We start from the raw sequence: 21,542 nt of genomic DNA, 5'->3' as shown, positions 1-21,542 counted from the left end.
GGGACGCCACGGACCCCCGGAGCGGATCAGGAGTCGGTGAAGGTCTCGCCCCGTTCGGCCTTGCGCAGCAGCAGTCCGGGCGGGGCGAAGCGCTCGCCGTGCTTCGCGGCCAGCTCACGCGCGCGGGCCGTGAAGCCCGGCAACCCGCCCTCGTAGCCGTTGATGTACTGCAGCACGCCGCCCGTCCACGGCGGGAAGCCGATGCCGAGCAGCGAGCCGACGTTGGCGTCCGCCACCGAGACCAGCACGCCCTCCTCCAGGCAGCGCACCGAGTCCAGCGCCTCGACGAAGAGCATCCGCTCCATCATCTCGGTCAGGTCGGCGGGCTGCTTCGCGGGGTCCGTGAAGTGTTCGCGCAGCCCCGGCCAGAGCCCGGCGCGCCTGCCGTCGACGTAGTCGTAGAAGCCCGCGCCGCCGGACCGTCCGGGGCGGCCGAACTCGTCGATCATGCGGTCCACCACCGTGTCCGCGGGGTGCGGCTCCCAGCGGCGGCCCGACGTCTCGGCCGCGCGGCGGGTCTCCTCGCGGATCCTGCGCGGGAGGGTGAGGGTGAGTTCGTCCATCAGGCCGAGGACCTTGGCCGGATAGCCGGCCTGGGCGGCGGCCTGCTCGACGGAGGCGGGCTCGATGCCCTCGCCGACCATGGCGACGCCCTCGTCGATGAAGCGGCCGATGACCCGGGAGGTGAAGAAGCCGCGCGAGTCGTTGACCAGGATCGGCGTCTTGCGGATCTGCCGCACCAGGTCGAAGGCGCGCGCCAGCGCCTCGTCACCCGTCTTCTCGCCCTTGACGATCTCCACCAGCGGCATCCTGTCGACCGGCGAGAAGAAGTGCAGGCCGACGAAGTCCCGCGGCCGCTGCACCCCCTTGGCGAGGACGGTGATGGGCAGGGTGGAGGTGTTGGAGCACAGCAGCGCGTCCGGGGCGACGACCTCCTGTATCTCCTGGAACACCTTGTGCTTGAGGCCGGTGTCCTCGAAGACCGCCTCGATCACCGCGTCGCAGCCGGCCAGGTCCCGGACGTCGGCGGTCGGGGTGATGCGGGCCAGCAGGGCGTCGGCCTCCTCCCGCGTGGTGCCGCCGCGCGACACGGCCTTGGCGCACAGCTTCTCCGAGTAGCCCTTGCCCTTGGCCGCCGCCTGTGCCGACACGTCCTTCAGCACGACGTCGATCCCCGCCAGCGCGCAGGAGTGGGCGATGCCCGCGCCCATCATGCCCGCACCGAGCACGGCCACCTTGGTCACCCTGCGCGGCTCGACGCCCCGGGGACGGCCGGCGCCGGAGTTCACGGCCCCCAGGTCGAAGAAGTACGCCTGGATCATGTTCTTGGTGATCTGCCCGGTGACCAACTCCGTCAGGTACCCGGCTTCCACCACGAAGGCCGTGTCCACGTCGACCTGGGAGCTCTCCACGGCCGCCGCGAGGATGTTGCGCGGGGCCGGACAGGGGGCGCCGCCCGTCTTCTTCCTCAGCATCGCCGGGAGGGCGGGGAGCTGGGCGGCGAACTCCGGGGTCGCGGGGGTGCCGCCGGGGATGCGGTGGCCGGGGGCGTCCCAGCGCTGCGCGGACTCGGGGTGTGCGTCAACGAACGCCCTTGCCCTGGCCAGGAGTTCCTCCTGGTCGGCGGCGACCTCGTCGACCAGGCCGGCCTCCAGGGCGCGCGCCGGTCCGTACCGGGTGCCCTCCAGGAGGACCTTCCGCAAGGCGTCCGCCACACCGAACATACGGACCGTGCGGGTCACTCCCCCGCCGCCGGGCAGCAGCCCCAGGGTGACTTCGGGAAGCCCGACGCGGACGGCCGGGCTGTCCAGCACCACGCGGTGGTGACAGGCCAGGGCGATCTCGTAACCGCCGCCCAGCGCGGCGCCGTTGATCGCGGCGACGACGGGCTTGCCCAGTGTCTCCAGGACGCGCAGCGAGCGCTTGACGCGCATCCCGGCCTCGTAGGACGCCTCCGCGGTCTCGGGAGTGACGGAGATCAGGTCGCGCAGGTCGCCGCCGGCGAAGAAGCTCTTCTTGGCGGAGGTGACGATGACGCCCCGGACGGTGTCGCGGCGTTCCGCCAGCCGCGCCGCGACGGCGTCCAGCGAGTCGACGAACGCGGCGTTCATGGTGTTGGCGGACTGGTCCGGGTCGTCGAGGACGAGGGTGACGACGTGGTCGTCGGACTCTTCCCAGCGGATGGTGGTGCTCTCGGTCATGAGGAAGTCTCCGTGAGTGAGCTGGTGGGTCGCTGGGACTCAGACGCGTTCGACGACGGTGGCGATGCCCATGCCGCCGCCCACGCACAGGGTGGCCAGCCCGTACCGCAGGCCGCGGCGGACCAGTTCGTCGACGAGGGTGCCGAGGATCATCGCGCCGGTCGCACCGAGCGGGTGCCCCATGGCGATGGCGCCGCCGTTGACGTTGACCCGGTCCAGGCTCAGCCCCATGTCCTTGACGTAGCGCAGGACGACCGCGGCGAACGCCTCGTTGATCTCGACCAGGTCGACGTCGTCGACGGTCAGGCCCGCTTTGGCGAGTGCTTTGCGGGAGGCGGGCGCGGGCCCGGTCAGCATGATGGTGGGGTCGGCCCCGGAGACCGCGGCGGAGACGATCCGGGCCCGCGGGGTCAGGCCGTGACGCCCGCCGGCCTCCTCGCTGCCGATGGCGACCAGGGCGGCGCCGTCGACGATGCCGGAGGAGTTGCCCGCGTGGTGGACGTGGTCGATCTTCTCGGCCCAGTGGTACTTCTGCAGCGCCACCGCGTCGAAGCCGGCCAGTTCGCCGATGTCGGCGAAGGACGGCTTCAGCCTGCCCAGCGATTCGGCCGTCGTGCCGGGCCGCAGGTGCTCGTCCCGGTCGAGGACCAGCCGCCCGCTCCGGTCCCGCACGGGGACGACGGAGCGGTCGAAGCGCCCTCCCTTCCAGGCCGCGGCGGCCCGCTCCTGGGAGAGCGCGGCGTAGGAGTCCACGTCGTGCCGGGAGAAGCCCTCCAGGGTGGCGATCAGATCGGCGCCGATGCCCTGCGGGACGAAGCCGGTGTCGTGGTTGGTACGCGGGTCCAGTGCCCAGGCGCCGCCGTCACTGCCCATCGGGACCCGTGACATGGACTCCACGCCGCCCGCCAGGACCAGGTCCTCCCAGCCCGAACGGACCTTTGCCGCAGCCATGTTGACGGCTTCGAGACCGGACGCGCAGAAGCGGTTCTCCTGCACGCCCGCCACCGTCTCCGGCAGCCCCGCGAGGACGGCGGCGGTGCGGGCGATGTCCGCGCCCTGGTCGCCCAGGGGGCTGACCACGCCGAGCACGATGTCGTCGATCGCCGCCGGGTCGAGGTCCGGGAAGCGGCGGAGGGTCTCGTGGATCAGGCCGACGACCAGGTCGATCGGCTTGGTGCCGTGCAGGGCACCGCCTGCCTTGCCGCGACCGCGCGGGGTGCGGATCGCGTCGTACACGTACGCTTCGGTGCTCACCTTGGGTGCCTTCCGGGTCGGGTCTGAAGGAGGCCGCGAACGCGACAGGGGTGTGGTCGGGGGAGGTCGGCCGGTGCTCAGGCGAGCAGGGAGCGGCCGATGATCTCCTTCATGATCTCGGTGGTGCCGCCGTAGATGGTCTGGACGCGGCCGTCGACGAACGCCCTGGCGACCCGGTACTCGGTCATGTAGCCGTATCCGCCGTGGAGTTGCAGACAGCGGTCGGCGACCCGCTTCTGCAGTTCGGTGGCCCACCACTTGGCCATCGAGGCGTGTACGGCGTCGAGTCCGCCCCTGCTGTGTTCGGTGACGCAGCGGTCGAGGAAGGTGCGGGTGACCGCGGTCTCGGTGGCCATCTCGGCGATCTCGAAGCGGATGTGCTGCAGTGTGGCCAGCGGCCTTCCGAACGCCTCGCGTTCCTTCACGTACCGCGTGGTGACGTCCAGGGTCTCCTCGGCCGCCGCGGCGGCGCCGACCGCGATGGCCAGCCGTTCCTGGGCGAGGTTGTCCATGAGGTGGGTGAAGGCCCGGTTCTCCTCGCCCAGCAGGTTCTCCTTGGGGACGCGTACGTCGTGGAAGAACAACTCGGCGGTGTCCTGGGCCTTCTGGCCGATCTTGCCGAGGTTGCGGCCCCGTTCGAAGCCCTCCGTGCCGCGCTCGACGACGAGCAGGCTCTGCCCGCCGCTGCCGCCCTCGGGGGTGGTGCGGGCCACCACGACGACGAGGTCGGCGAGGATGCCGTTGGAGATGAAGGTCTTCGCGCCGTTGAGCAAGTAGTGGTCGCCCCGGTCGGTGGCGGTGGTGCGGATGCCCTGGAGGTCGGATCCGGCGCCCGGTTCCGTCATGGCGATGGCGGTGACGAGGTCACCGGAGACGAATCCGGGCAGCCAGCGGCGTTTCTGCTCCTCGGTGGCGAGCCGGGTCAGATAGGGGCCGACGATGTCGTTGTGCAGGCTCAGGGCGAGCCCGGAGGCACCCGCGCGGGCGAACTCCTCGATGAGGACGGCGCTGTAGCGGAAGTCGTCGGTCCCGCCGCCGCCGTACTCCTCGCCGACGGCCATGCCCAGCAGGCCCCGGCGGCCCGCCGAGCGCCACACCTCGCGGTCGACGACGCCGTCCTTCTCCCAGCGTTCGTGGTGCGGGGTCACCTCCTTGGCGAGGAAGGTGCGGACGGTCTCGCGGAAGGCCTCGTGGTCGGGGCCGTACAGATCGCGTCCCAGGGTCACAGCCAACTCCTCACGTGCTCGATCAGCCGGGCGGGATCGGGACCGACGGGGGTGACGTCGAGCATGGTGACGCCCGCCTCGCGGAACACCTCGACGCGGTCGCGGACGTAGCCCTCGGGACCGGCCAGGCAGAGGAGTTCCAGCAGTTCGGCCGGTACGGCGGCCTCCGCGTCCTTCTTTCGGCCCGCGAGGTAGTGCTCCTGGATCGTGGCGGCGGCCGACTCGTAGCCGTAGGAGCAGACCAGGTCGTGGTAGAAGTTGCGGCCGGGTGCGCCCATGCCTCCGACGTAGAGGGCGACGGTGGGGCGCATCAGGTCACGGACGGCCTCGGCGTCGTCGCCGATGGCCAGCAGGCCGCCCGCCACGACCGAGAGCGGGCCGAGCGCGGGGTCGCGCCGTGCGGTGCCCTCGGCGAGCGGCCCGCCCCAGACCTCGGCGGCGTGTTCGGGGACGTAGAGGAACGGCAGCCAGCCGTCGGCGAGTTCGGCGGTCATGCGGACGTTGGCCGGGCCGAGCGCGGCGACGTACACGGGGACGGTGTCGCGGACCGGGTGGTTCAGCAGTTTCAGCGGTTTGCCGAGGGTGCCGCCCTTCTCGGCCGGCAGGGGCAGGTCGGTGATGCCGTGGTGCTCGATCACCTCGCGCCGCCAGATCCGCCGGGACAGCTCGACCACCTCGCGGGTGCGGCCCAGCGGGCGGTCGTAGCGGCGGCCGTGCCAGCCCTCGACGACCTGGGGTCCGGAGGCGCCGACGCCGAGGAGGGCGCGTCCGCCGGTGAGGGCGTCGAGTCCGGCCGCGGTCTGGGCGATCAGCGCGGGGCTGCGGGAGTAGACGTTGAGGATCGCCGAGCCGATCCGCATCCGCTCGGTCTTCGCGGCGAGGTATCCCATGACCGTCGGGGAGTCGAAGCCGTAGGCCTCGGCCACCCAGACGGCGTCGAGTCCCGCGGACTCCAGGGCGGCGGCCCGGTCCGCGGAGGCGCGCGGGTCGCCGGCGTACGTCAGGGGTGAGGAGAGTTCCATCAGCGGTGGTCCTCGGTCAGTTCGGGCACGTCCCAGTCGCGGGCCACGTCGGAGGTGTGCGCGCCGGGGGCGGCCGGGGGGAGGCGGAGGGTGCCGGGGGTGGCGGAGAAGCGGGGGGCGGGAGCGGGCTGGGTGATGCCGTACGCCTGCGTGTAGGTGCCCCGTCCGGTCAGGTGCCGGTGGCCGGCCGCCTCGTGCAGCGAGAGCACGGGCGCGACGCAGGCGTCGGTGTCCTCGAAGACGGCCGTCCACTCCGCGCGGGTGGCGGTCTTGAACCGGGCGGTGAACACGGTGCGCAGCTCGGGCCAGTTGCGCGGGTCGGCGCGGTCCGGCAGGACTTCGCCGTCCAGGCCGAGCAGGGAGACGAACACCGTGTAGAACTGCGGTTCCAGGGCACCGACCGCCATCCAGCCGCCGTCGGCGGTCTCGTAGACGCCGTAGTGGGGGCAGCCGCCGTCGAGCAGGTTGCGGCCGCGGGCGTCCTGCCAGGTGCCCTCGGCGAGCATGCCCCAGAACATGGCCGTGAGGTGTGCGGTGCCGTCCACGATCGCGGCGTCCACCACCTGGCCGCGGCCGGTGGCGCGGGCGGTGAGCAGCGCGGCGAGGACGCCGGTGGTCAGGTAGAGGGAGCCGCCCGCGTAGTCGCCGAGCAGGTTGACGGGGACGGCGGGTGGTCCGTCCGGCGTGCCGATCATGGACAGGGCGCCTGCGGTGGCGATGTAGCCGATGTCGTGTCCGGCCAGGGCGGACAGGGGTCCCCGCTGGCCCCAGCCGGTCATCCGGCCGTACACCAGCGCGGGGTTGCCGGCCATGCACTCCTCGGGGCCGACCCCGAGCCGCTCCGCGACACCGGGCCGGCACCCCTCCACCAGGATCTCGGCGCGTGCCGCCAACGCCCGTACCGTTCGCGGACCTTGAGGTGACTTGAGGTCGACCAGGACGGAGCGCTTGTTGCGGTTGGTCACGTCACGGGCGGGATCGCCGCCGAGCGGCGAGGGGCCGGGGCGGTCCACGCGCACCACGTCGGCGCCCAGGTCGGCGAGGAGCATCGCGGCGAACGGGCCGGGGCCGATCCCCGCCAGTTCGACCACGCGCACGCCGTCCAGCGGGCCCGCCGTGCGGCGGCCGGGTGGCTCGGGAGGGGGAGGGCTCATGGGTTCCTCTCTCGGTGCGTGGTGGGCTCGCCGCCGCTTGACCGGGACCTTACTGAGCGTTCGCTAAGAACGTAGGAGAGCGCGGACAGTCGGTCAACTACCTGGATCGCGGGAGTTTTTGTGGTCTCGCACCGGGGAAGTGACATCGAGCCGGACGCCGGTCTCCCCGTTCTCCTGATCGACCGCTAAGCTGCCGGAAGGAGATGACGCGGACTCACGGCCGTACGATGTCGCCGATCGCCGCCCGTCTTGAGGAGAGTCGTTGAGCACCGAGCCGAGCCAGGACACCACGCCCTCGACGGAGCACTGGCGCTCCTACGGGCCGCTCGACCTGCACCCGATCCTGGTCCACGCCATGGAGGCCTTCAACGAGCACGGCTACCACGGCACTTCGGTCCGGGACATCGCCGGCCGGGTCGGCGTCACCGTGCCCGCGCTGTACTACCACTACGAGAACAAGCAGGCGCTGCTGGCCACGCTCCTCGAGACCTCCATCAAGGACGTCCTGGACCGCTGCCGGACCGCGGCCGGGGAGGCCGGGGACGATCCGCTGGCACGGTTCTGCGGCATGGTCGAGTCGATCGTGCTCTACATGGCCCACCGTCAGCAACTGGCCTTCCTGGACACCGAGATCCGCAGCCTGGAGCCGCAGAACCGGGCCCGTTACGTCGCCCTGCGCGACTATCTCCAGCACATGCTGCTGGACACGGTCGAGGCGGGCCGCGCCCGGGGCGTGTTCACCACGCCGGTCCCGGCCGACGCGGTGCGTGCGGTGCTCATCATGTGCCAGGGGGTCGCCAACTGGTTCCGCGAGGACGGTCCGCTGACCGCGGAGGAGGTCGCCGAACGCCACGTGCTGCTGAGCCTCGGCACCGTGGGCCACCCCGGCGCGGTCACCGGCGACCTCGCCCTCGCGCTCCCCCGGCACTTCTCCCCCGCGCGGACCCAGGCCTCCCGGGGTACAGCTCCGCGCGCCTCCCGGTGACACGGCACGGCACGGCACGGCACGGCCGTAGGGTCCCACCGGCCACATCCCGACGTTCACCCCCACGGTTCCCGCACCGACGAGAGGACAGCCCCCATGAACGTGCTCGAGGCCCGCACCCGGTTCCAGGAGCTCCGGGAGCAGGACGGCCCGGTCGATCCCGCCGAACTCGACGCGATATGGGCGGCGTTGGCGACCGTCCGGCCCGAGGAGATCCTCGGTCAGTGGAAGGGCGGCGAGTTCGACACCGGCCACCCCCTCAACGGCACGCTGGCGAAGGCCGGCTGGTACGGCAAGACGTTCGCCGCCGTCCACGACGCCAAGCCGCTGATCTGCCGGAACGAGAAGGGCGAGCTGTACTCCGACCGCGAGCTCGGCATGGGCGAGGCCAGCCTGTGGACCGTCGAGTTCCGCGGCGAGTCGACCGCCACCATGGTCTACGACGGCCGGCCGGTCCTCGACCACTTCAAGCGGGTGGACGACACCACACTGATGGGGATCATGAACGCCAAGGGCGTCCCCGCCGAAGGCCCCTTCTACTACTTCTTCCTCCATCGCGCCCCGGACGCCCCGCACGAGGCCTCCCGTGCCGAAGAGGGCTCGTGAGGCGTGTCCGCGCCGCGGTCACCGAGACACCGGGCGCCCCGTTCACCGTCCGGGACGCGGACCTCGAGGACCCGCGGCCGCACGAGGTGCTGGTGCGGATGACCGCGGCCGGCATCTGCCACACCGACCTGGGGATGCGGGACACCTGGCCCCGGCACCTCACCCCGATGGTCTTCGGCCACGAGGGCACCGGCCGGGTCGAAGCGGTGGGCACGGAGGTGACCGGCGTCATACCGGGGGACCACGTCTGCCTCACCTTCGCCAGTTGCGGCACCTGTGAGCAGTGCGCGGCGGGCCATCCGGCCTACTGCCACGCCTCGCGGGCCCTGAACTTCTCCGGTGGACGCGACGACGGCACCACTCCGCTCTCCCTCGACGGCGCACCGCTGCACGCCGGCTTCTTCGGACAGTCCAGCTTCGCCACGCACGCCGTCGTCCACGAACGCGGCGTGGTCAAGGTGTCCTCAGACCTGCCGGCCGCGGTCGCCGCGCCGCTGGGCTGCGGCGGCCAGACGGGCGCGGGCACCGTGCTCAACCGGCTGCGCCCCGAACCGGGCTCCTCACTGGTCGTCCTGGGCGCGGGCGGGGTCGGGCTGAGCGCTCTGATGGCCGCGGTGGCCGTGGGCTGCGACCCGGTGGTGGCCGTCGACCCGGTCGCCTCCCGCCGTGCCCTGGCCACCGGACTGGGCGCCAGGGCGGCCCTGGCCCCCGGGGACGGTCTGACGGCGGCGCTGCGCGACCTCACCGACGGCGGCGCGCACCACGTCGTCGAGACCACCGGCCGTCCGGAGATGGCCCGCCGGGCCGTCGGCGCGCTGCGCCCGCGCGGCGAACTCGCCCTCCTCGGCCTCGGCGGCGAGGTGACGTTCGACGTGATGGGCCTGCTCGCCAAGGGCGTCCGCGTCCACGGGGTGGTCGAGGGGGACTCCGACCCCGGCCGCTTCATCCCCGAGCTGATCGGCCTGCACCGGCGTGGCCTCTTCCCGCTCGAACGGCTGGTCACCACGTTCCCGTTCGAGGACATCGGCGCGGCCGTGGCCGCCATGGAGGACGGCAGCGTGGTCAAGCCGGTCCTCACCTTCGCCTGAACCTTCACCCGGCCGCTCCGGCACCGGGAACGGCGGTGCCGGACGGCGGGCCCGCCCGCGTCCCGCCGGTCCGCGCCGAGGGAGCCCGGCCTCCTGACGGCGTGTGATTGACTGATCCGCATGGCTCCCGCCTCCCCGCCCGCCCGTTCGGCCGCGGCCACCCGGCCCCGCAACCGCAAGCAGCTCATCGTCGAGGCGGCCGGGCGGATCTTCAGCGAGCGCGGCTACCACAAGGCGTCCATGGAGGAGGTCGCCGCCGGTGTGGGGATCACCGCGACCGCTCTGTACCGGCACTTCCCGAACAAGTACGCGCTGTTCGCCGCGTGCGCCCACGTCATGGTGGACGGACTGGTCGCCGCGCTCGACGAGGTGCCGCCCGGGGCGGCCCTGGCGGATGTGCTCACCGCCGTCACCCGGGTCACCGTCGCCCATCGCGCGTCGGGCGGTGTGTACCGGTGGGAGGCCCGGTACCTCGACCGTGAGGACCGCCGGCGTCTCGCGGTGAAGTTCGGCCGTCTCGTCGAGCGGGTCGACGAGGCGGTGCAGCACGAGCACCCGCTGCCCGACGAGCGCCTGCGGGCCATGGCGGCCCTCGGTGCGATCGGGTCCATCACGATGCACCGCACCTCCATCGCCGGACGCCGGGCCGAGGAGCTGCTGCTGGCGTCCGCGCTGCGGGTGGCCGCGACCGATCCGGCGGCGGGCCGGCCGGGCACGCGCCCCGTCGAACTGCCCGCCCGGCCGGTGCCGCGCACCCGGCGCGCGGAGATCCTCGCGGCCTCCGTCCCGCTGTTCGCCCGGGACGGATTCGCCAACGTCACGAACGGACAGATCGCCCAGGCGGTGGGGCTGACCCCGTCCGCGCTCTACCGGCACTACCCCGGCAAGATCGACATCCTGGCGGCGGCGTGCCTCCAGGCGGCGGGGCTGCTGGCCCAGGGCGTGGAGCGGAGCCTGCACGAGGTGGCCGGTCCGTACGACGCCGTCGTCATGCTGGCGGCGACGTATGTGGCCTACAGCTTCGAGTACACCGAACTCAACAGCGTCGCCGAGGCCGAGCTCGCAGGCCTGCCGGCCGACCTGCGGCGGCCCCTGCTCCTCGCCCAGCGGGAACACATCGCCGTCTGGGAGCAGCAGTTGCGGCTGGCCCGTCCGGAGCTGGACCCGCGCCAGGCCCGGGTGCTGGTGCACGCGGGGTTCGGCGTGGTGGTCGAGGCGGGACGCAGACTGCGGTGGCGGGACAGCCCCGGCCGTCGTGCGGCCGTGACCGCCCTGGTCGTGGGCGCTCTGGGCCTCTGAACGGCCGCCGGAACCCGGCGGCGGCGAGGCTCCGCCGCCGGGAAGCCCTCGCGCGGGAGGTCACCCCGGCACCCGCCCCTCGGTCCGTCCGCCGCGGGACGGACACGGGCGGGACCGGACCGGCGGCTCAGCCCGGCCTGTTCCCGGTGGGGATCGTGATGGGGGTGGTGGTCCCGGAGGAGCCCTTGTTCAGGAACAGCATGGCCAGGGCGCGCACGAACTGGTCGAACATGTAGAAGGTGCCGGGCATGACGGGCGACAGCCCTTCACGGAACAGGATGAACGCCGGCCACGCGGTGCGGACCAGGGCCGCCGCCGCGTAGTCGCGCTTCAGCCCCAGCCAGTCGCCGACCTCGTCGCTGAGGACGTAGCGCACGAACTCGTTCAGGAACCCGCGCGTGACACCGAGGTCGATCTGCGCGGTCAGGCCGAGCAGTTCCTCGGCCAGCGCGATGCCCTCGGTCGACGGGGTGAGGATCGGTGTGAGCACCTGCGCCGACTGGCTCTCGGCGGCCGCCCAGGTCTTGGGGATGTGCTCGTACGGCACACCGAGCAGGTGAACGGCGACCTGCCACGAGTGCAGGAACGCCTCCTGGTCCGCCTTCGGGTACGGGATCCTCCAGTCGAGCAGCTTCCGGTGCACGTAGGTGCCCAGGCTGTGGAAGGTGACGAGGATGTCGGCGGCGCTGATCGGGACGGTCTCGTCGGCGACCGCCCGCCAGTGCGGCGACTGCGGCAGCAGGTGACGCACCGCGGCGTGCACCACGCGCGTCTTGTTGGCGGTGACGACGAACTGTCCCGTCGACTCGAAGGCTCCCAGCTGGGACAGGTCGTAGCCGAACGTGAACGTCTTGGCCGCGCGGTCCTGCATGTCGGCGCCACCCGCGGACCAGTAGACGCTCTTGGCCTCGCGCGGGATCACGGTGCTCATGATGCCGCTGCCGAGGCCGTACAGCATGAAGAGGTACGTGTCCCTGCGCCGGTTGAAGTCGGCGGCGCGGGCCAGCTTGACGGGGTCGGCCCAGGAGGGCAACCGGTTGACCTGCCGCAGGTACGCGGTGAATTCGGCCGGCAGGCCGCCGGGCAGCGGGTCGTTGTTGTCCACCCACGACGCCCATGCGGTGTTGATCGCCGGAACGTGTCCGTTCTCGAGCATCGAAGCCATCAGAGGGTCCGCCGCGTCGTCCCAGATCCACTCCGGACCGGTTCCCGCGGCGGCCCCCGCCACCGATCCCTCCGACGCCCACGCCCGGACGGGGTTCGCCACGCCCACGAGGCCGAGTGCGACCCCTAGTGACAGGGCCTTTCGCCTGCTGAGGTTCTCCATTGACTTACCTGCTTCCCTGATGGGCCAGATGGTTCCAGATGCCTTCGCAGACTTGCCTGTTGCGCGACCGATGCATGATGGACCTCGTCGCACAGATGTGATTTTCGATTAACATAGCGAGGCGTCTCGCTGTCGGCAATGGTCATGACAGAAGGCTCGTCGCCGTCCGGGCTCCCGCCGCACAGGCCGGTGAAGTGCGGAGTGCCCTGCGAAGCCTGCTCGAACGCACCGCGGACCACGAGCTGTTCGCGCACGACACCACACCGGAGATCAAGGAGTCGGCCGACCACCGGGTGCACACGGTCGACGTGGGCACGCCGCACCAGCCCAAGAGCGCCGGTGCCCGTGACTCCCTGGCGCTGCTGCGCGGCTGGCTGCCGCGGGCCGTGGCCGATGTGCCCGACGCCGAAAGCGCGGTGGGCGGCAAGGTGGCGCAGGGTGCCGACTTCACCGCGCACCTCGAGGAACGGATGCCCTACGTGGTGGGCTTCGTCCTGCTGCTCACCTTCGCCACCATGGTGTTGATCTTCCGGTCGGTGGCCGTGGCACTGTCCGCCATCGTGCTCAACCTGCTGTCCGCGGCAGCCTCGTTCGGTGTACTGGTCGCGGTCTTCCAGCACACTTGGGCGGAAGGCCTCCTCGACTTCCGCAGTTCGGGCGCGGTGGTCTCGTGGCTGCCGCTCTTCCTCTTCGTGGTGCTGTTCGGGCTGTCGATGGACTACCACGTGTTCGTGGTCAGCCGGATCCGCGAGGTCGCGCTCACCGGTGCTTCGACCAGGGACGCGGTCCGTCAGGGCATCACGCGATCGGCCGGCGTGGTCACCAGTGCGGCGGTCGTCATGGTCGGAGTGTTCGGGATCTTCGGCACGCTGAGCATGGTCGAGTTCAAACAGCTCGGCGTGGGACTCACGGCGGCCATCCTGCTGGACGCCGTGGTCATCCGGATCTACGTGCTGCCGGCGCTGATGACGGTGCTCGGCAAGTGGAACTGGTGGCCCGCGGGCATACCGGGGGGCGGCCACGGGCCGTCGGGCCGTGGCCGGGACCGGACGGGCCGGGCAGGCCGGGCGGCGACCGCCGCTCACCGTGCCGGGGAACGGAGCGAGTACGCGTCCTCACACCGCCGGCAGCGTTGAGTCATCCGGACACGTACGGGATCACTCGCAGAAAGCGAGGAGGAGGCACACCGTGACAGAACAGTGGAACGACGGAACTCCCGGAGTCGTCCGGCTCCCGTCAGGACGACTCGTCCGCGGGCGAGGGCTGAGAAACGGACTTCCAAAGGGCCAGGTACCGACGCTGGCCGTATACCTGACGGATCACCGGCCCGCGGCACAGCCGTGGGAAAGCCGGTGGATCCGGTGGCGGGACTTCTGGCTGCCCTCCGACCCCGACGACGCGTTGCGCACGCTCCGACTCGTCCATGAGCGCGGGCTCGACGAGCGGGTCGAGGTCGCCTGCGGCGGCGGTGTCGGACGCACCGGAACGGCACTGGCCGCGATGTGCGTGATGGAGGGCATGGAACCCGGTCAAGCGGTCAAGTGGGTCCGTCGGCACTATCGTTCACGGGCCGTCGAGGTGCCATGGCAGCGGCGGTTCATCCGCCGGGTCCACGCATCCGGCGCCTCCGGATCCCGAGAGCCGTAGCCGGGTTCCGTGAGTCAGGGGCCGGTGCGGCGGGCCGCGGTTGAACGGCGGTACGGGACGGAGGTGTGTGCGGCGTCGTGGCGGATCGTGTGAGTGACGGGGCGGCCCGCCGGAAGGTGGAAGACGTCCGCCGGCAGCGGCGCCCCGGCCGTGCCGGATCGGGCCGGCGGGCCGGGGCGCCTCGTCCTGCCGAACCGGCCGTCAGTGGCCGGCGGTGACGCCGGAGAGTTCGTTCGTGCTCTTCGGCAGGGTCACCGACGCCAGTTTCTCGCCGGTCTCGATGTCGACCGCGTGGAGCCCCCGCTTGCCCGGTTCGGAGACGTACGCGGTGTGGTCGCGGACGAAGAGGGTGGGCCGGGGCTGCTGCCAGTCGAGGGGTTCCCGCCAAGCGTCGACGACGGGGATCTCCTTCTCCACCTCGCCGGTCTCGGGGTCGATGACGTGGAGGGTGCCGTTCGTGCCGAGGACGAGGGCCTCGCCGTGCGGTCCGCGTCCGAGCGAGCGGAAGGAGTAGCTGGTGCCGAGGTCGACCAGGCGCAGCTTCGCGGTCCGGGTGTCGATGAGGGAGACGCGGGTCGGCCGTTCCAGCTCGGCGTCCGGGTCGGTCTTGTAGTCGCCCAGGAGGACCGGGGAGGCGTCGCTGCCCGCCTGGTTGCCGATGCGGCCGTAGTCGTCGGGGGCGTCGACCTTGGTGAACTCGCCGTCCTTGTAGATCAGGACGCCGTCCTCGCAGCCGACGGCGACGGCCTCGCCCTGGGCCGCGGCCTCACCGTGGACGCCGGGGCAGTTCTCGTTGCGTGCGATCTCCTTGTCGTTCTTGTCGAGGACGAGGGCGCCGGTGCGCTTCTCCTCGGTGCCGAGGGTGGTGAGGAGTTCGCCGTTGCTCAGTTCGATGGCGACGCCGTGGTGCGCCTCGGCGGAGGTGTAGGTGCGTCCTTGCGGTTTCCTGCCGCTGCTCAGGCCGGCGGGGTCGAAGACGTTGACCTCCCCGGTGCCGTCGGTGAAGAGCACCGTCCTGCCGGCGTGCCGTACGACGTGTCCGGGCTTGGCTCCCTCGTAGGTGATGCCGGTGAGGGTCCGGCCGGTGGCGTCGAGGACGCGGAAGCCCGTGTCGGTGGAGACGATGACGTGGTCGTCGTCTCCGGCGGGGTTGACCCGGTTGAAGCCGGGCAGCTCGATGGTTCTGGTGAGTTCGAGGTTCTCGCCGTCCAGGATGTACAGGCCCCCGTCGAAGGTGGCGACCAGCGGGTCCCTGACGTCGCCGGCGGGTGCGGTGCGGGGCGTCGCCTTCGCCGCCTTCGTGTCGGACGAGGTGCCGTCCCCTCCCCCGCAGGCGGTCAGGACCGCGGACACCGCGAGGGCGAGGGCCGTAGCAGAGACGGCTCTGTTGCGTATCGACGTGTTCACTGTGTGTGTTTCCTTCCGGCCGCACGGGCGCGGCGTCTGTGTGGTGGGTGGTGAGTGATGGGTAGTGCGTGGCGGGTGGTGCCGGCCGGTCGTGCCGGTCCGGCACGACGGCGCGGGTTCAGCCGGTGGTCAGGCCGTCGGTCATGGCCTCGGTGTTGGCGCGCATCATCCGCAGGTAGGTGTCGGCGCCTCCGCCCTTCCCGGTCAGCGACTCGGAGTGGAGCTCGACGACGCGTACCCCGCCGCCGAGTTCCGTGCGCAGGACCTCGGCCAGGCGGGTGGGCCGGGAGGAGTCGGCGAAGACGGTGCGCACGCCCGCCTCGCGCATGGCCTCGGTGAGCGAGCGCAGGTCGGAGGAGCTGGGTGAGGCCAGGGTGGTGCCGCTGGGGATGACCGCGCCGATCACCCGGAAGCCGAAGCGGTCGGCGAGGTAGCCGAAGACGTGGTGGTTGGTCACCAAGGCGCGCCGGTTCTCGGGTATGCCGTCGAAGGACTTCTCCATCCAGGTGGTGAGGCGGGCGAGTTGGGCGTCGTAGCGTTCGGCGTTGTCCCGGACCGCCTCCTCGTCGACGCCGTCCACGTGCTCGATCACCTGGCCGGCGATCAGGCCGGCGGCCCTGCGTACGCGGTCGGGGTCGGTCCAGAAGTGCGGGTCGGGCTGTCCGGCCTCTTCCTCGGGGCCTCCGTCGGCCTGTTTCCGGAAGGTGAGCGGGTCGACCGCCCGGCCGGCCTCGAAGGTGGAGACGCCGGATTCGCGGGCGGCCTCCACGTGCCGCAGTACGTTCTCCTCCAGGCCCAGGCCGTTGAAGACGACCAGGTCGGCGTGTTCCAGTTCGGCGGCCTGCACGGCCGACAGGCCGAAGGAGTGCGGGTCGGCACCGGGCTTCATCAGGACGGTGACGTCGGCCTGGTCGCCGACGATCTCGCGGGTGACGTCGCCGAGGATGTCGGTCGTCACCACGACCCGGGGCCGGTCGTCGCCGCTCACGCAGGCGGTGGCCGTACTCGCGCAGACGAGGGTGATCAGGGCCGCCAGGAGGCGGCGCAGCCGCAGAACGGTTCGTCTCGGTGTCGTCATCGTCCGGTCTCCACCATCAGCGCCGGCTTCATGTCCAGGTCGAAGGTGCGGGCGACGCGCAGGCCGTCGTTGTAGTCGATCTCGTGCACGCGGCTGCCTTCCGGGTCGTTGAGGTAGGCGCGGCTGCGGTCGACCTCGATCACGGGTCCGCGTCCGCCGGTGCCCGCCCGCGGGTCTCCGGTGAGGAGCCGCGCGGTCCGGGCGACCGGCTCGCCGGTGGCGATGTCGTAGCCGTGCAGTGCCCCGTCGGTCTCCAGGACGAGCAGCGGGGAGCCCTCTCCGGCGGTGTTGGCGGCGACGACCGGGCCGGTCTCCACGCGGGTCCATGTGCGTTCGGTGACGTCCAGCACCCACACGGCCCGGTCCCCGGCCGGTGCGGTGAGGGTGTCGCTGCCCGCGCGGTGGCGGAAGGACGACGCCCGTTCCCCCGCGGGCAGGCCGCGGGGGAACGGGATCCTCTCGGCCGTGAAGTCGCCGTCGTCCTCGCGGACCAGCAGGGCGCCGTCGGCGCAGCCGAAGACGGCGCCGCGCCGGGTGACGGCGTCGCCCGCCGGGTCCTCGCAGGTGGCGTCCGGGGACGTCACGTGCCCGCCCGCACGGTCGTACACCGCGACCTCCGGTGGGCCGTTCTTCCCGTCGCGGGTGAGGGTCAGCAGGTGTTCCGCGTACGGCACCACCGCCCCGGCGTGGGTTCCGGGGAGCGTGCGGGGGGTGCCGACGCGGCCCTTCTCCAGGTCGGCCCGGTGGTACACCGTGGCCCGGCCGTCCTCACCGGTCACCGCGATGACGGCCGCGTCGCCGCGCACCCGCGCGCCCGGGCCCGCCGGGAACCTGCCGGCGTCGCGTATCGCGGCGCGGTAGTAGTGCACGTGGTCGCCGTGGTCCACCGTCCAGGCGCCGGCGTCGAGGACGCGGGTGCCGTCCTCGGTGGGGAGGTAGCCGAACCGGCCGTCCGTGGTGAGGTCCGTGGTGCCCGTCGTCCGGGACGTCTCGTGCGTTCTGCCGGTGATCAGGTCCAGTGTCCGGGTGTCTCCGGTGACCGGGTCGTTGAGCACCAGCCGTGACTGCTGCTCGGCCGCCTCCTGTGCTCCTTCGACGTATCCGTGCGGGGTGGCGGACGCCGTGTAACTCCCTTTTGGGGAGGGCGTGTCGTCGTCCTGCCCGGTGCAGCCCGCGGTGAGCAGCGCGAGGGCGACGAGTGCGGCCGGCGCCCCGGCAGTGACGTTTCTTCGGACGGACAAGGACATCGCCTCTCAGGTCTTTCTCAGTCGGTCGCCGGCGGACGGATGCCGGCCGGGTGGGTGCGGCGGTGGCGGATGCCGGACGCCAGGCGGGAGAGGAAGAACAGGGTCACGGCCAGGGCGGAGACGGTCGCGCCGGCGGCGGTGCCCAGGTGCCAGGACAGCAGCAGGCCGAAGAAGGTGGCGGCCGTGCCGAGCAGTGCCGCGAGGACCATCACGCCCCGTACTCCGCGTGCCCAGGGCAGCGCGGCCGCCGGCGGGGCGATGAGCAGGCCCAGCACCAGCAGCGTCCCCACGATGTGGAAGGAGGCGACGATGGCCAGCGCCAGCAGGCCGAGCAGCACCGCGTGGGCCAGGCGCGGACGCAGCCCGAGGGTGCGGGCCTTGCGCGGGTCGAACGCCAGGGCCAGGAAGGCGCGGTGGCCGAGGACCGAGACGGCCAGGGCCAGCACGAGGGCCGTGCCCAGCAACGCCAGGTCCTGTTCGCGCACGGCGAGGACGTCGCCGAAGAGGAAGCCGGTCAGGTCCACCGCGAAGGACTGCGACCGCGACACGATGATGACGCCGAGCGACAGCATTCCCACGAACAGCAGCCCGATACCGGTGTCCTGGGACAGCTTCGGGGTGCGGCCGAGGGCGGTGACACCAGCCGTCATGACCGCCGCGCTCAGCAGCGCCCCCACCATCGGATTGCCACCCAGCAGCGCGGCGAGCGCCACTCCGGGCAGCAGCCCGTGCGACATGGCGTCACCGAGGAAGGCCATGCCTCTCAGCACCACCCAGGTGCCCGCCAGGGCGCAGATCGCCGACACCAGAATCCCGCCCCACAAGGCGCGTTGCACGAAGGTCGCCTCGAAAGGGGCTGTCAACCACTCCATGCGAGCACACTACAATGAAAATCATGTTCAAAAAATCCGATCTCCTCTCCGCAGCTCCCGAGGACACGACGTTCCGCGTCCGCTTCACCGAGCTGTCCGCGGGCTACACCGGCCATCCGGTGCTTCATCAACTCACCGGCGCGATACCGGCGTTGGCCACCACCGCACTCGTCGGCCCGAACGGCAGCGGGAAGTCCACCCTGCTCGGTGTCCTGGCCGGAGTGATCCGGCCCACAGCGGGCGAGCTGCACCACACCGGCAGCCGGCCCCCGGCGTTCGTCCCCCAGCGCGGCGCGGTCGGTGACGCACTGCCGTTGACGGTCCGGCAGACCGTGGAGATGGGACGCTGGGGCGAACGCGGCCCGTGGCGCCGGCTGACCCGGCGGGACCGCGCCACCGTGGACACGGCCATGGACCGCATGGGCATCGCCGATCTGGCCACCCGTCAGCTCGGGGACCTGTCCGGCGGACAGCGGCAGCGCGCCCTCATCGCCCAGGGGCTCGCCCAGGAGTCGGACCTGCTCCTGCTCGACGAGCCGACCACCGGGCTCGACCCCGAGGCCAGGGAGCGCATCGCGGCACTGCTGACGGAACTGGCCGCCGACGGCGTGACCGTCGTCCACGCCACCCACGACCTGGACGCCGCCCGCGCGGCCGACGCCTGCCTCCTGCTGCGCGAGGGGCGCTTGACGGGACAGGGGCACCCCGACCGGATCCTCGTCCCGTCGACGCTCGCCGGCGCCTGGCGACCGGGCGGAACCGCCTGATGCGCGCATTCCGACACTCATCGCACATGAAAACCGTTGTCATATACTGACGACGTCTCCCGTACGAACGTTCCGGACCGACCGGACCGAGAGGAACCCCCCATGGCCGTGCCCAAGCGCAAGATGTCCCGCAGCAACACCCGCCACCGCCGCGCCCAGTGGAAGGCGAGCACCCCGAACCTGGTGCCCGTCACGGTGGACGGCGTGACCCACCGGGTGCCGCAGCACCTCGTACCCGCCTACCGGCGGGGCCTGTTGCGTCCGGAGGACTGAGACCGGCGCCCGTCCGGGCCTGTGCGCGACCCTCGCCGGTCCGGGCGCGGTGCCGTCCGTGCCCGCTCCGGCGGTGCCCGGACGGCACCCATGAGCGACGGAAGGCGGACTCGTGTACGGAACGGCGAGCGGCGCACCACCCCGCGGCGAGCCGCGGTCCTGGAAGCCCTGCGCGACCGCGACGGCTTCGTCTCGGCGCAGAGCCTGCACGCGGCTCCGGCCGCGGACGGCACGGCGGTGGGGCTGACCACCGTCTACCGCACGCTCCGGTTGCTGGAGGCGGCCGGGCGCGTCGACGTGGTGCGCGACAGCGGCGGCGAGCGTTTCTACCGGACCAGGCCGGACGACGGCCACCGCCACTACCTCGTCTGCCGGGTGTGCGGCCTCGGCCTGGCCGTCGACTCCGGGGAGGTCGAGGAGTGGGTGGCGAGGATCGCACGCGACATCAGGCTCCACGCGGTGCACCGCACCGTCGAACTCACGGGTGTGTGCGACGGTTGCCGGCCCGGGGCCGGCGCATCGACGAACAGGCTCATGACCGGCCGGTGCACGGACGCGTGATCCGCGGAGCCGGTTACCCGGTCACGGTCCTGCTGTCGGGGCCACCACTGGAGCACCGTGCCCCGGCCGGGCATCATCGCGTCACCGACCGCCGTTCGGCGCGAGTGGTGCGCCGGGCGGACGGCACGGCCGTCCGCCCGGCCGCACCGCCCGCCAAAGCGGTGTTCGTCCCGCCCGGTGGGCGGGACGAACACCGTTCGGTGGCAGGGTTCAGCTCTGTCGGGAACCGTACGGAAGCAGGGCCATCTCGCGCGCGTTCTTGACGGCCCGTGCTATCTGCCGCTGCTGCCGGCGTGTCACATGGGTCACCCGGCGGCTGCGGATCTTCCCCCGGTCGGAGATGAACCTGCGCAGCAGATCGGTGTCCTTGTAGTCGACGTAGGTGATGCCGGCGGTGTCCAGCGGGTTGGCGCGTTTCGCGGTGCGCCGGTCGGTGCTCGTGCGTCGGGGCATGGCGGGGTCGTTCCTTTCTTCGCACACCGTGCGGTGCGTAGGCGGCTTCAGGTCACCGGGTCGAGCAAGTCGTCGAACACGTGCGGAAACTGTTCCCAACGGCTCCTGCCCTCCGCGTACTCCTCATCGGTGAGCAGGCACGAGTCGAGGAGGGCGTGCAGGTTGTCGCGGTCCAGGCCGGGCGCGGTGAAGGTGAGGTACTGGCCGCGGTCACCGTGCTCCGGGTGCCAGTCCACCGAGGCGGCGACGCGGCGTTCGGCGGGCACCATCTCCCAGGCGGCGTCGGGCAGGGCGGCCAGCCAGGGGCCGGCCGACTCCACGCACAGCGCACCGCCCGCGGCGTCCCAGGAGAGCAGGGTGTCGGGGCGGTCCGCCAGCCAGAACCGCCCACGGCTGCGCGCGGCGGCGCAGGTCAGGTCCGCCAGCGCCGCGTAGAGACGCTGCGGGTGGAAGGGCCGCTCACGTCGCCAGACGAAGGTGCTCACCCCGTGCTCGTCGCGTTCCTGCGGCAGCAGCGCGCACGCGGGATGCACGCGGGCGGTGGCCGCTTCGGCGTCGAAGCCCGCCAGCAGGGCGGCGCCCAGGGCCCCGCTTCCCGCGGGCACCTTGCGCGCACCGGGCGTGAGCTGGGCGAGCAGCGCGCGGTCGCCGTCGTCGGCGACCTCGCCGTCCTCGACGACGGCGATCACCGTGGGGTACTCCAGTTGCCGGGCGAAGGTGTCCGCGACCGTGCGCCGGTCGGCCGGGGCGGCGGCGAGGCCCACGTCGACGAGGTCGTCACCGTCGGACAGGTACGGCAGGACGAGGGCCGGGTCGACCACGGTGGCCACCCCCGTCAGTGTGAGCGGCGCGCCCTCGGACGCGATGACCGGGGCCATGCCGTGGGGTTGTGAGCTGGTGCCGGGTGACAGCACATGGGTGAGTTCTGGTGCGCATGAGTGAGGGTCCGGCTGCTGGCGGAGGGGCCTGGCGTCGAGGAACGGGAATTCTTGTCTCGTATGGGTGTCCTTTCCCGGTGGTGGTCGTTGGGTGTGACGGCGGGTGTCTTCGGGCCTGGGAGGGGCGGGTGATCGCG

General features: G+C 72.1%; 20 protein-coding genes and 1 pseudogene. 9 read left to right on the top strand and 12 right to left on the bottom strand.

The features are described from left to right. Positions 1-26 precede the first annotated feature (26 nt). The 5 genes from IH50_RS0135225 to IH50_RS0135205 all read right to left on the bottom strand — a co-directional run bounded on the left by IH50_RS0135225 (position 27) and on the right by IH50_RS0135205 (position 6,857). Positions 27-2,201: a 3-hydroxyacyl-CoA dehydrogenase NAD-binding domain-containing protein gene (locus tag IH50_RS0135225; RefSeq protein WP_030872024.1), complete on the bottom strand. Its 2,175-nt coding sequence runs from the start codon at positions 2,199-2,201 to the stop codon at positions 27-29. A 39-nt stretch (positions 2,202-2,240) separates the two neighbouring features. Then, positions 2,241-3,455, bottom strand: a complete 1,215-nt coding sequence (locus IH50_RS0135220) for an acetyl-CoA C-acetyltransferase (protein WP_030872022.1) — start codon at positions 3,453-3,455, stop codon at positions 2,241-2,243. A gap of 77 nt (positions 3,456-3,532) precedes the next feature. Next, positions 3,533-4,681, bottom strand: coding sequence for an acyl-CoA dehydrogenase family protein (locus IH50_RS0135215; protein WP_107062223.1), 1,149 nt, complete (start codon positions 4,679-4,681; stop codon positions 3,533-3,535). After that, positions 4,678-5,703 (bottom strand): LLM class F420-dependent oxidoreductase, encoded by a 1,026-nt coding sequence (locus IH50_RS0135210; RefSeq protein WP_030872015.1) that lies wholly within the window; start codon positions 5,701-5,703, stop codon positions 4,678-4,680. The genes IH50_RS0135215 and IH50_RS0135210 overlap by 4 nt, the downstream gene beginning before the upstream one ends. After that, positions 5,703-6,857, bottom strand: coding sequence for a CaiB/BaiF CoA transferase family protein (locus IH50_RS0135205; RefSeq protein ID WP_030872010.1), 1,155 nt, complete (start codon positions 6,855-6,857; stop codon positions 5,703-5,705). The genes IH50_RS0135210 and IH50_RS0135205 overlap by 1 nt, the downstream gene beginning before the upstream one ends. A gap of 262 nt (positions 6,858-7,119) precedes the next feature. On the opposite strand from IH50_RS0135205, the gene IH50_RS0135200 reads away from it, so the two are divergent. The 4 genes from IH50_RS0135200 to IH50_RS0135185 all read left to right on the top strand — a co-directional run bounded on the left by IH50_RS0135200 (position 7,120) and on the right by IH50_RS0135185 (position 10,835). Next, entirely contained in the window at positions 7,120-7,842 is a 723-nt protein-coding gene (locus IH50_RS0135200; RefSeq protein ID WP_030872009.1) for a TetR/AcrR family transcriptional regulator, read from the top strand. Between the two features lie 96 nt (positions 7,843-7,938). Further along, on the top strand, positions 7,939-8,448 hold the full coding sequence (locus IH50_RS0135195; RefSeq protein ID WP_030872006.1) for a DUF4334 domain-containing protein: 510 nt from the start codon (positions 7,939-7,941) through the stop codon (positions 8,446-8,448). Continuing rightward, entirely contained in the window at positions 8,445-9,536 is a 1,092-nt protein-coding gene (locus IH50_RS0135190) for an NAD(P)-dependent alcohol dehydrogenase (protein ID WP_030872004.1), read from the top strand. The genes IH50_RS0135195 and IH50_RS0135190 overlap by 4 nt, the downstream gene beginning before the upstream one ends. Positions 9,537-9,656: 120 nt before the next feature. Further along, positions 9,657-10,835: a TetR/AcrR family transcriptional regulator gene (locus IH50_RS0135185; protein ID WP_030872003.1), complete on the top strand. Its 1,179-nt coding sequence runs from the start codon at positions 9,657-9,659 to the stop codon at positions 10,833-10,835. 127 nt (positions 10,836-10,962) lie between these two features. Here the strand turns inward: IH50_RS0135185 and IH50_RS0135180 are convergent, their stop codons facing one another. Continuing rightward, positions 10,963-12,162: an oxygenase MpaB family protein gene (locus IH50_RS0135180; protein WP_030872001.1), complete on the bottom strand. Its 1,200-nt coding sequence runs from the start codon at positions 12,160-12,162 to the stop codon at positions 10,963-10,965. Positions 12,163-12,269: 107 nt separating this feature from the next. Here IH50_RS0135180 and IH50_RS0135175 point away from each other — a divergent pair, with 107 nt between their 5' ends. Next, positions 12,270-13,298, top strand: a complete 1,029-nt coding sequence (locus IH50_RS0135175) for an MMPL family transporter (RefSeq protein ID WP_324617166.1) — start codon at positions 12,270-12,272, stop codon at positions 13,296-13,298. Continuing rightward, complete coding sequence (locus tag IH50_RS40465; protein ID WP_420709165.1) at positions 13,198-13,809, top strand: protein-tyrosine phosphatase family protein; 612 nt, start codon at positions 13,198-13,200, stop codon at positions 13,807-13,809. The genes IH50_RS0135175 and IH50_RS40465 overlap by 101 nt, the downstream gene beginning before the upstream one ends. Positions 13,810-14,010: 201 nt before the next feature. Here IH50_RS40465 and aztD read toward each other — a convergent pair whose 3' ends face one another. From aztD to aztB, 4 genes are all read right to left on the bottom strand, one after another. Continuing rightward, on the bottom strand, positions 14,011-15,216 hold the full coding sequence (aztD, locus tag IH50_RS0135170) for a zinc metallochaperone AztD (RefSeq protein ID WP_030871996.1): 1,206 nt from the start codon (positions 15,214-15,216) through the stop codon (positions 14,011-14,013). Positions 15,217-15,334: 118 nt separating this feature from the next. Next, positions 15,335-16,294 carry a zinc ABC transporter substrate-binding protein AztC gene (aztC, locus tag IH50_RS0135165; RefSeq protein ID WP_030871994.1) on the bottom strand — a complete coding sequence of 320 codons (960 nt, stop codon included), beginning with the start codon at positions 16,292-16,294 and terminating at the stop codon, positions 15,335-15,337. Then, complete coding sequence (locus IH50_RS0135160; protein WP_037873480.1) at positions 16,291-17,541, bottom strand: hypothetical protein; 1,251 nt, start codon at positions 17,539-17,541, stop codon at positions 16,291-16,293. The genes aztC and IH50_RS0135160 overlap by 4 nt, the downstream gene beginning before the upstream one ends. 17 nt (positions 17,542-17,558) lie before the next feature. Next, the gene (gene aztB, locus IH50_RS0135155) at positions 17,559-18,413 is read right to left on the bottom strand and encodes a zinc ABC transporter permease AztB (protein WP_030871987.1); all 855 of its coding nucleotides are present in this window, start codon (positions 18,411-18,413) and stop codon (positions 17,559-17,561) included. A gap of 14 nt (positions 18,414-18,427) precedes the next feature. Between aztB and aztA the strand changes: the two genes are divergently transcribed. From aztA to IH50_RS0135140, 3 genes are all read left to right on the top strand, one after another. Next, the gene (gene aztA, locus IH50_RS0135150; protein ID WP_030871985.1) at positions 18,428-19,180 is read left to right on the top strand and encodes a zinc ABC transporter ATP-binding protein AztA; all 753 of its coding nucleotides are present in this window, start codon (positions 18,428-18,430) and stop codon (positions 19,178-19,180) included. A 102-nt stretch (positions 19,181-19,282) separates the two neighbouring features. Then, positions 19,283-19,453, top strand: a complete 171-nt coding sequence (gene rpmF, locus IH50_RS0135145) for a 50S ribosomal protein L32 (protein ID WP_030871982.1) — start codon at positions 19,283-19,285, stop codon at positions 19,451-19,453. Positions 19,454-19,543: 90 nt separating this feature from the next. Then, complete coding sequence (locus IH50_RS0135140; RefSeq protein ID WP_051767578.1) at positions 19,544-20,014, top strand: Fur family transcriptional regulator; 471 nt, start codon at positions 19,544-19,546, stop codon at positions 20,012-20,014. Between the two features lie 210 nt (positions 20,015-20,224). On the opposite strand, the gene rpsR is transcribed toward IH50_RS0135140, so the two are convergent. Together rpsR and IH50_RS0135130 are read right to left on the bottom strand one after the other, a co-directional pair. Continuing rightward, positions 20,225-20,467, bottom strand: a complete 243-nt coding sequence (gene rpsR, locus IH50_RS0135135) for a 30S ribosomal protein S18 (RefSeq protein ID WP_030871977.1) — start codon at positions 20,465-20,467, stop codon at positions 20,225-20,227. A gap of 47 nt (positions 20,468-20,514) precedes the next feature. Then, positions 20,515-21,363 (bottom strand): annotated as a pseudogene (locus tag IH50_RS0135130) (GTP-binding protein); the annotation flags it as partial. Between the last annotated feature and the right edge of the window lie 179 nt (positions 21,364-21,542).

The sequence above is a fragment of the Streptomyces sp. NRRL S-37 genome, assembly GCF_000721605.1.
In the GTDB taxonomy this organism is placed as follows: domain Bacteria; phylum Actinomycetota; class Actinomycetes; order Streptomycetales; family Streptomycetaceae; genus Streptomyces.
Note: the sequence above shows the minus strand (reverse complement) of the source record. Positions and strands in the feature narration are given on the sequence as shown.

Coding starts and splice junctions, on each gene's coding strand:
- IH50_RS0135205 (WP_030872010.1), bottom strand. CDS start 6,857: ATGAGCCCTCCCCCTCCCGAGCCACCCGGCCGCCGCACGGCGGGCCCG.
- IH50_RS0135185 (WP_030872003.1), top strand. CDS start 9,657: ATGGCTCCCGCCTCCCCGCCCGCCCGTTCGGCCGCGGCCACCCGGCCC.
- rpmF (WP_030871982.1), top strand. CDS start 19,283: ATGGCCGTGCCCAAGCGCAAGATGTCCCGCAGCAACACCCGCCACCGC.
- IH50_RS0135225 (WP_030872024.1), bottom strand. CDS start 2,201: ATGACCGAGAGCACCACCATCCGCTGGGAAGAGTCCGACGACCACGTC.
- IH50_RS0135160 (WP_037873480.1), bottom strand. CDS start 17,541: ATGTCCTTGTCCGTCCGAAGAAACGTCACTGCCGGGGCGCCGGCCGCA.
- IH50_RS0135195 (WP_030872006.1), top strand. CDS start 7,939: ATGAACGTGCTCGAGGCCCGCACCCGGTTCCAGGAGCTCCGGGAGCAG.
- aztC (WP_030871994.1), bottom strand. CDS start 16,294: ATGACGACACCGAGACGAACCGTTCTGCGGCTGCGCCGCCTCCTGGCG.
- aztB (WP_030871987.1), bottom strand. CDS start 18,413: ATGGAGTGGTTGACAGCCCCTTTCGAGGCGACCTTCGTGCAACGCGCC.
- IH50_RS0135180 (WP_030872001.1), bottom strand. CDS start 12,162: ATGGAGAACCTCAGCAGGCGAAAGGCCCTGTCACTAGGGGTCGCACTC.
- IH50_RS0135140 (WP_051767578.1), top strand. CDS start 19,544: ATGAGCGACGGAAGGCGGACTCGTGTACGGAACGGCGAGCGGCGCACC.
- IH50_RS0135210 (WP_030872015.1), bottom strand. CDS start 5,703: ATGGAACTCTCCTCACCCCTGACGTACGCCGGCGACCCGCGCGCCTCC.
- rpsR (WP_030871977.1), bottom strand. CDS start 20,467: ATGCCCCGACGCACGAGCACCGACCGGCGCACCGCGAAACGCGCCAAC.
- aztA (WP_030871985.1), top strand. CDS start 18,428: ATGAAAATCATGTTCAAAAAATCCGATCTCCTCTCCGCAGCTCCCGAG.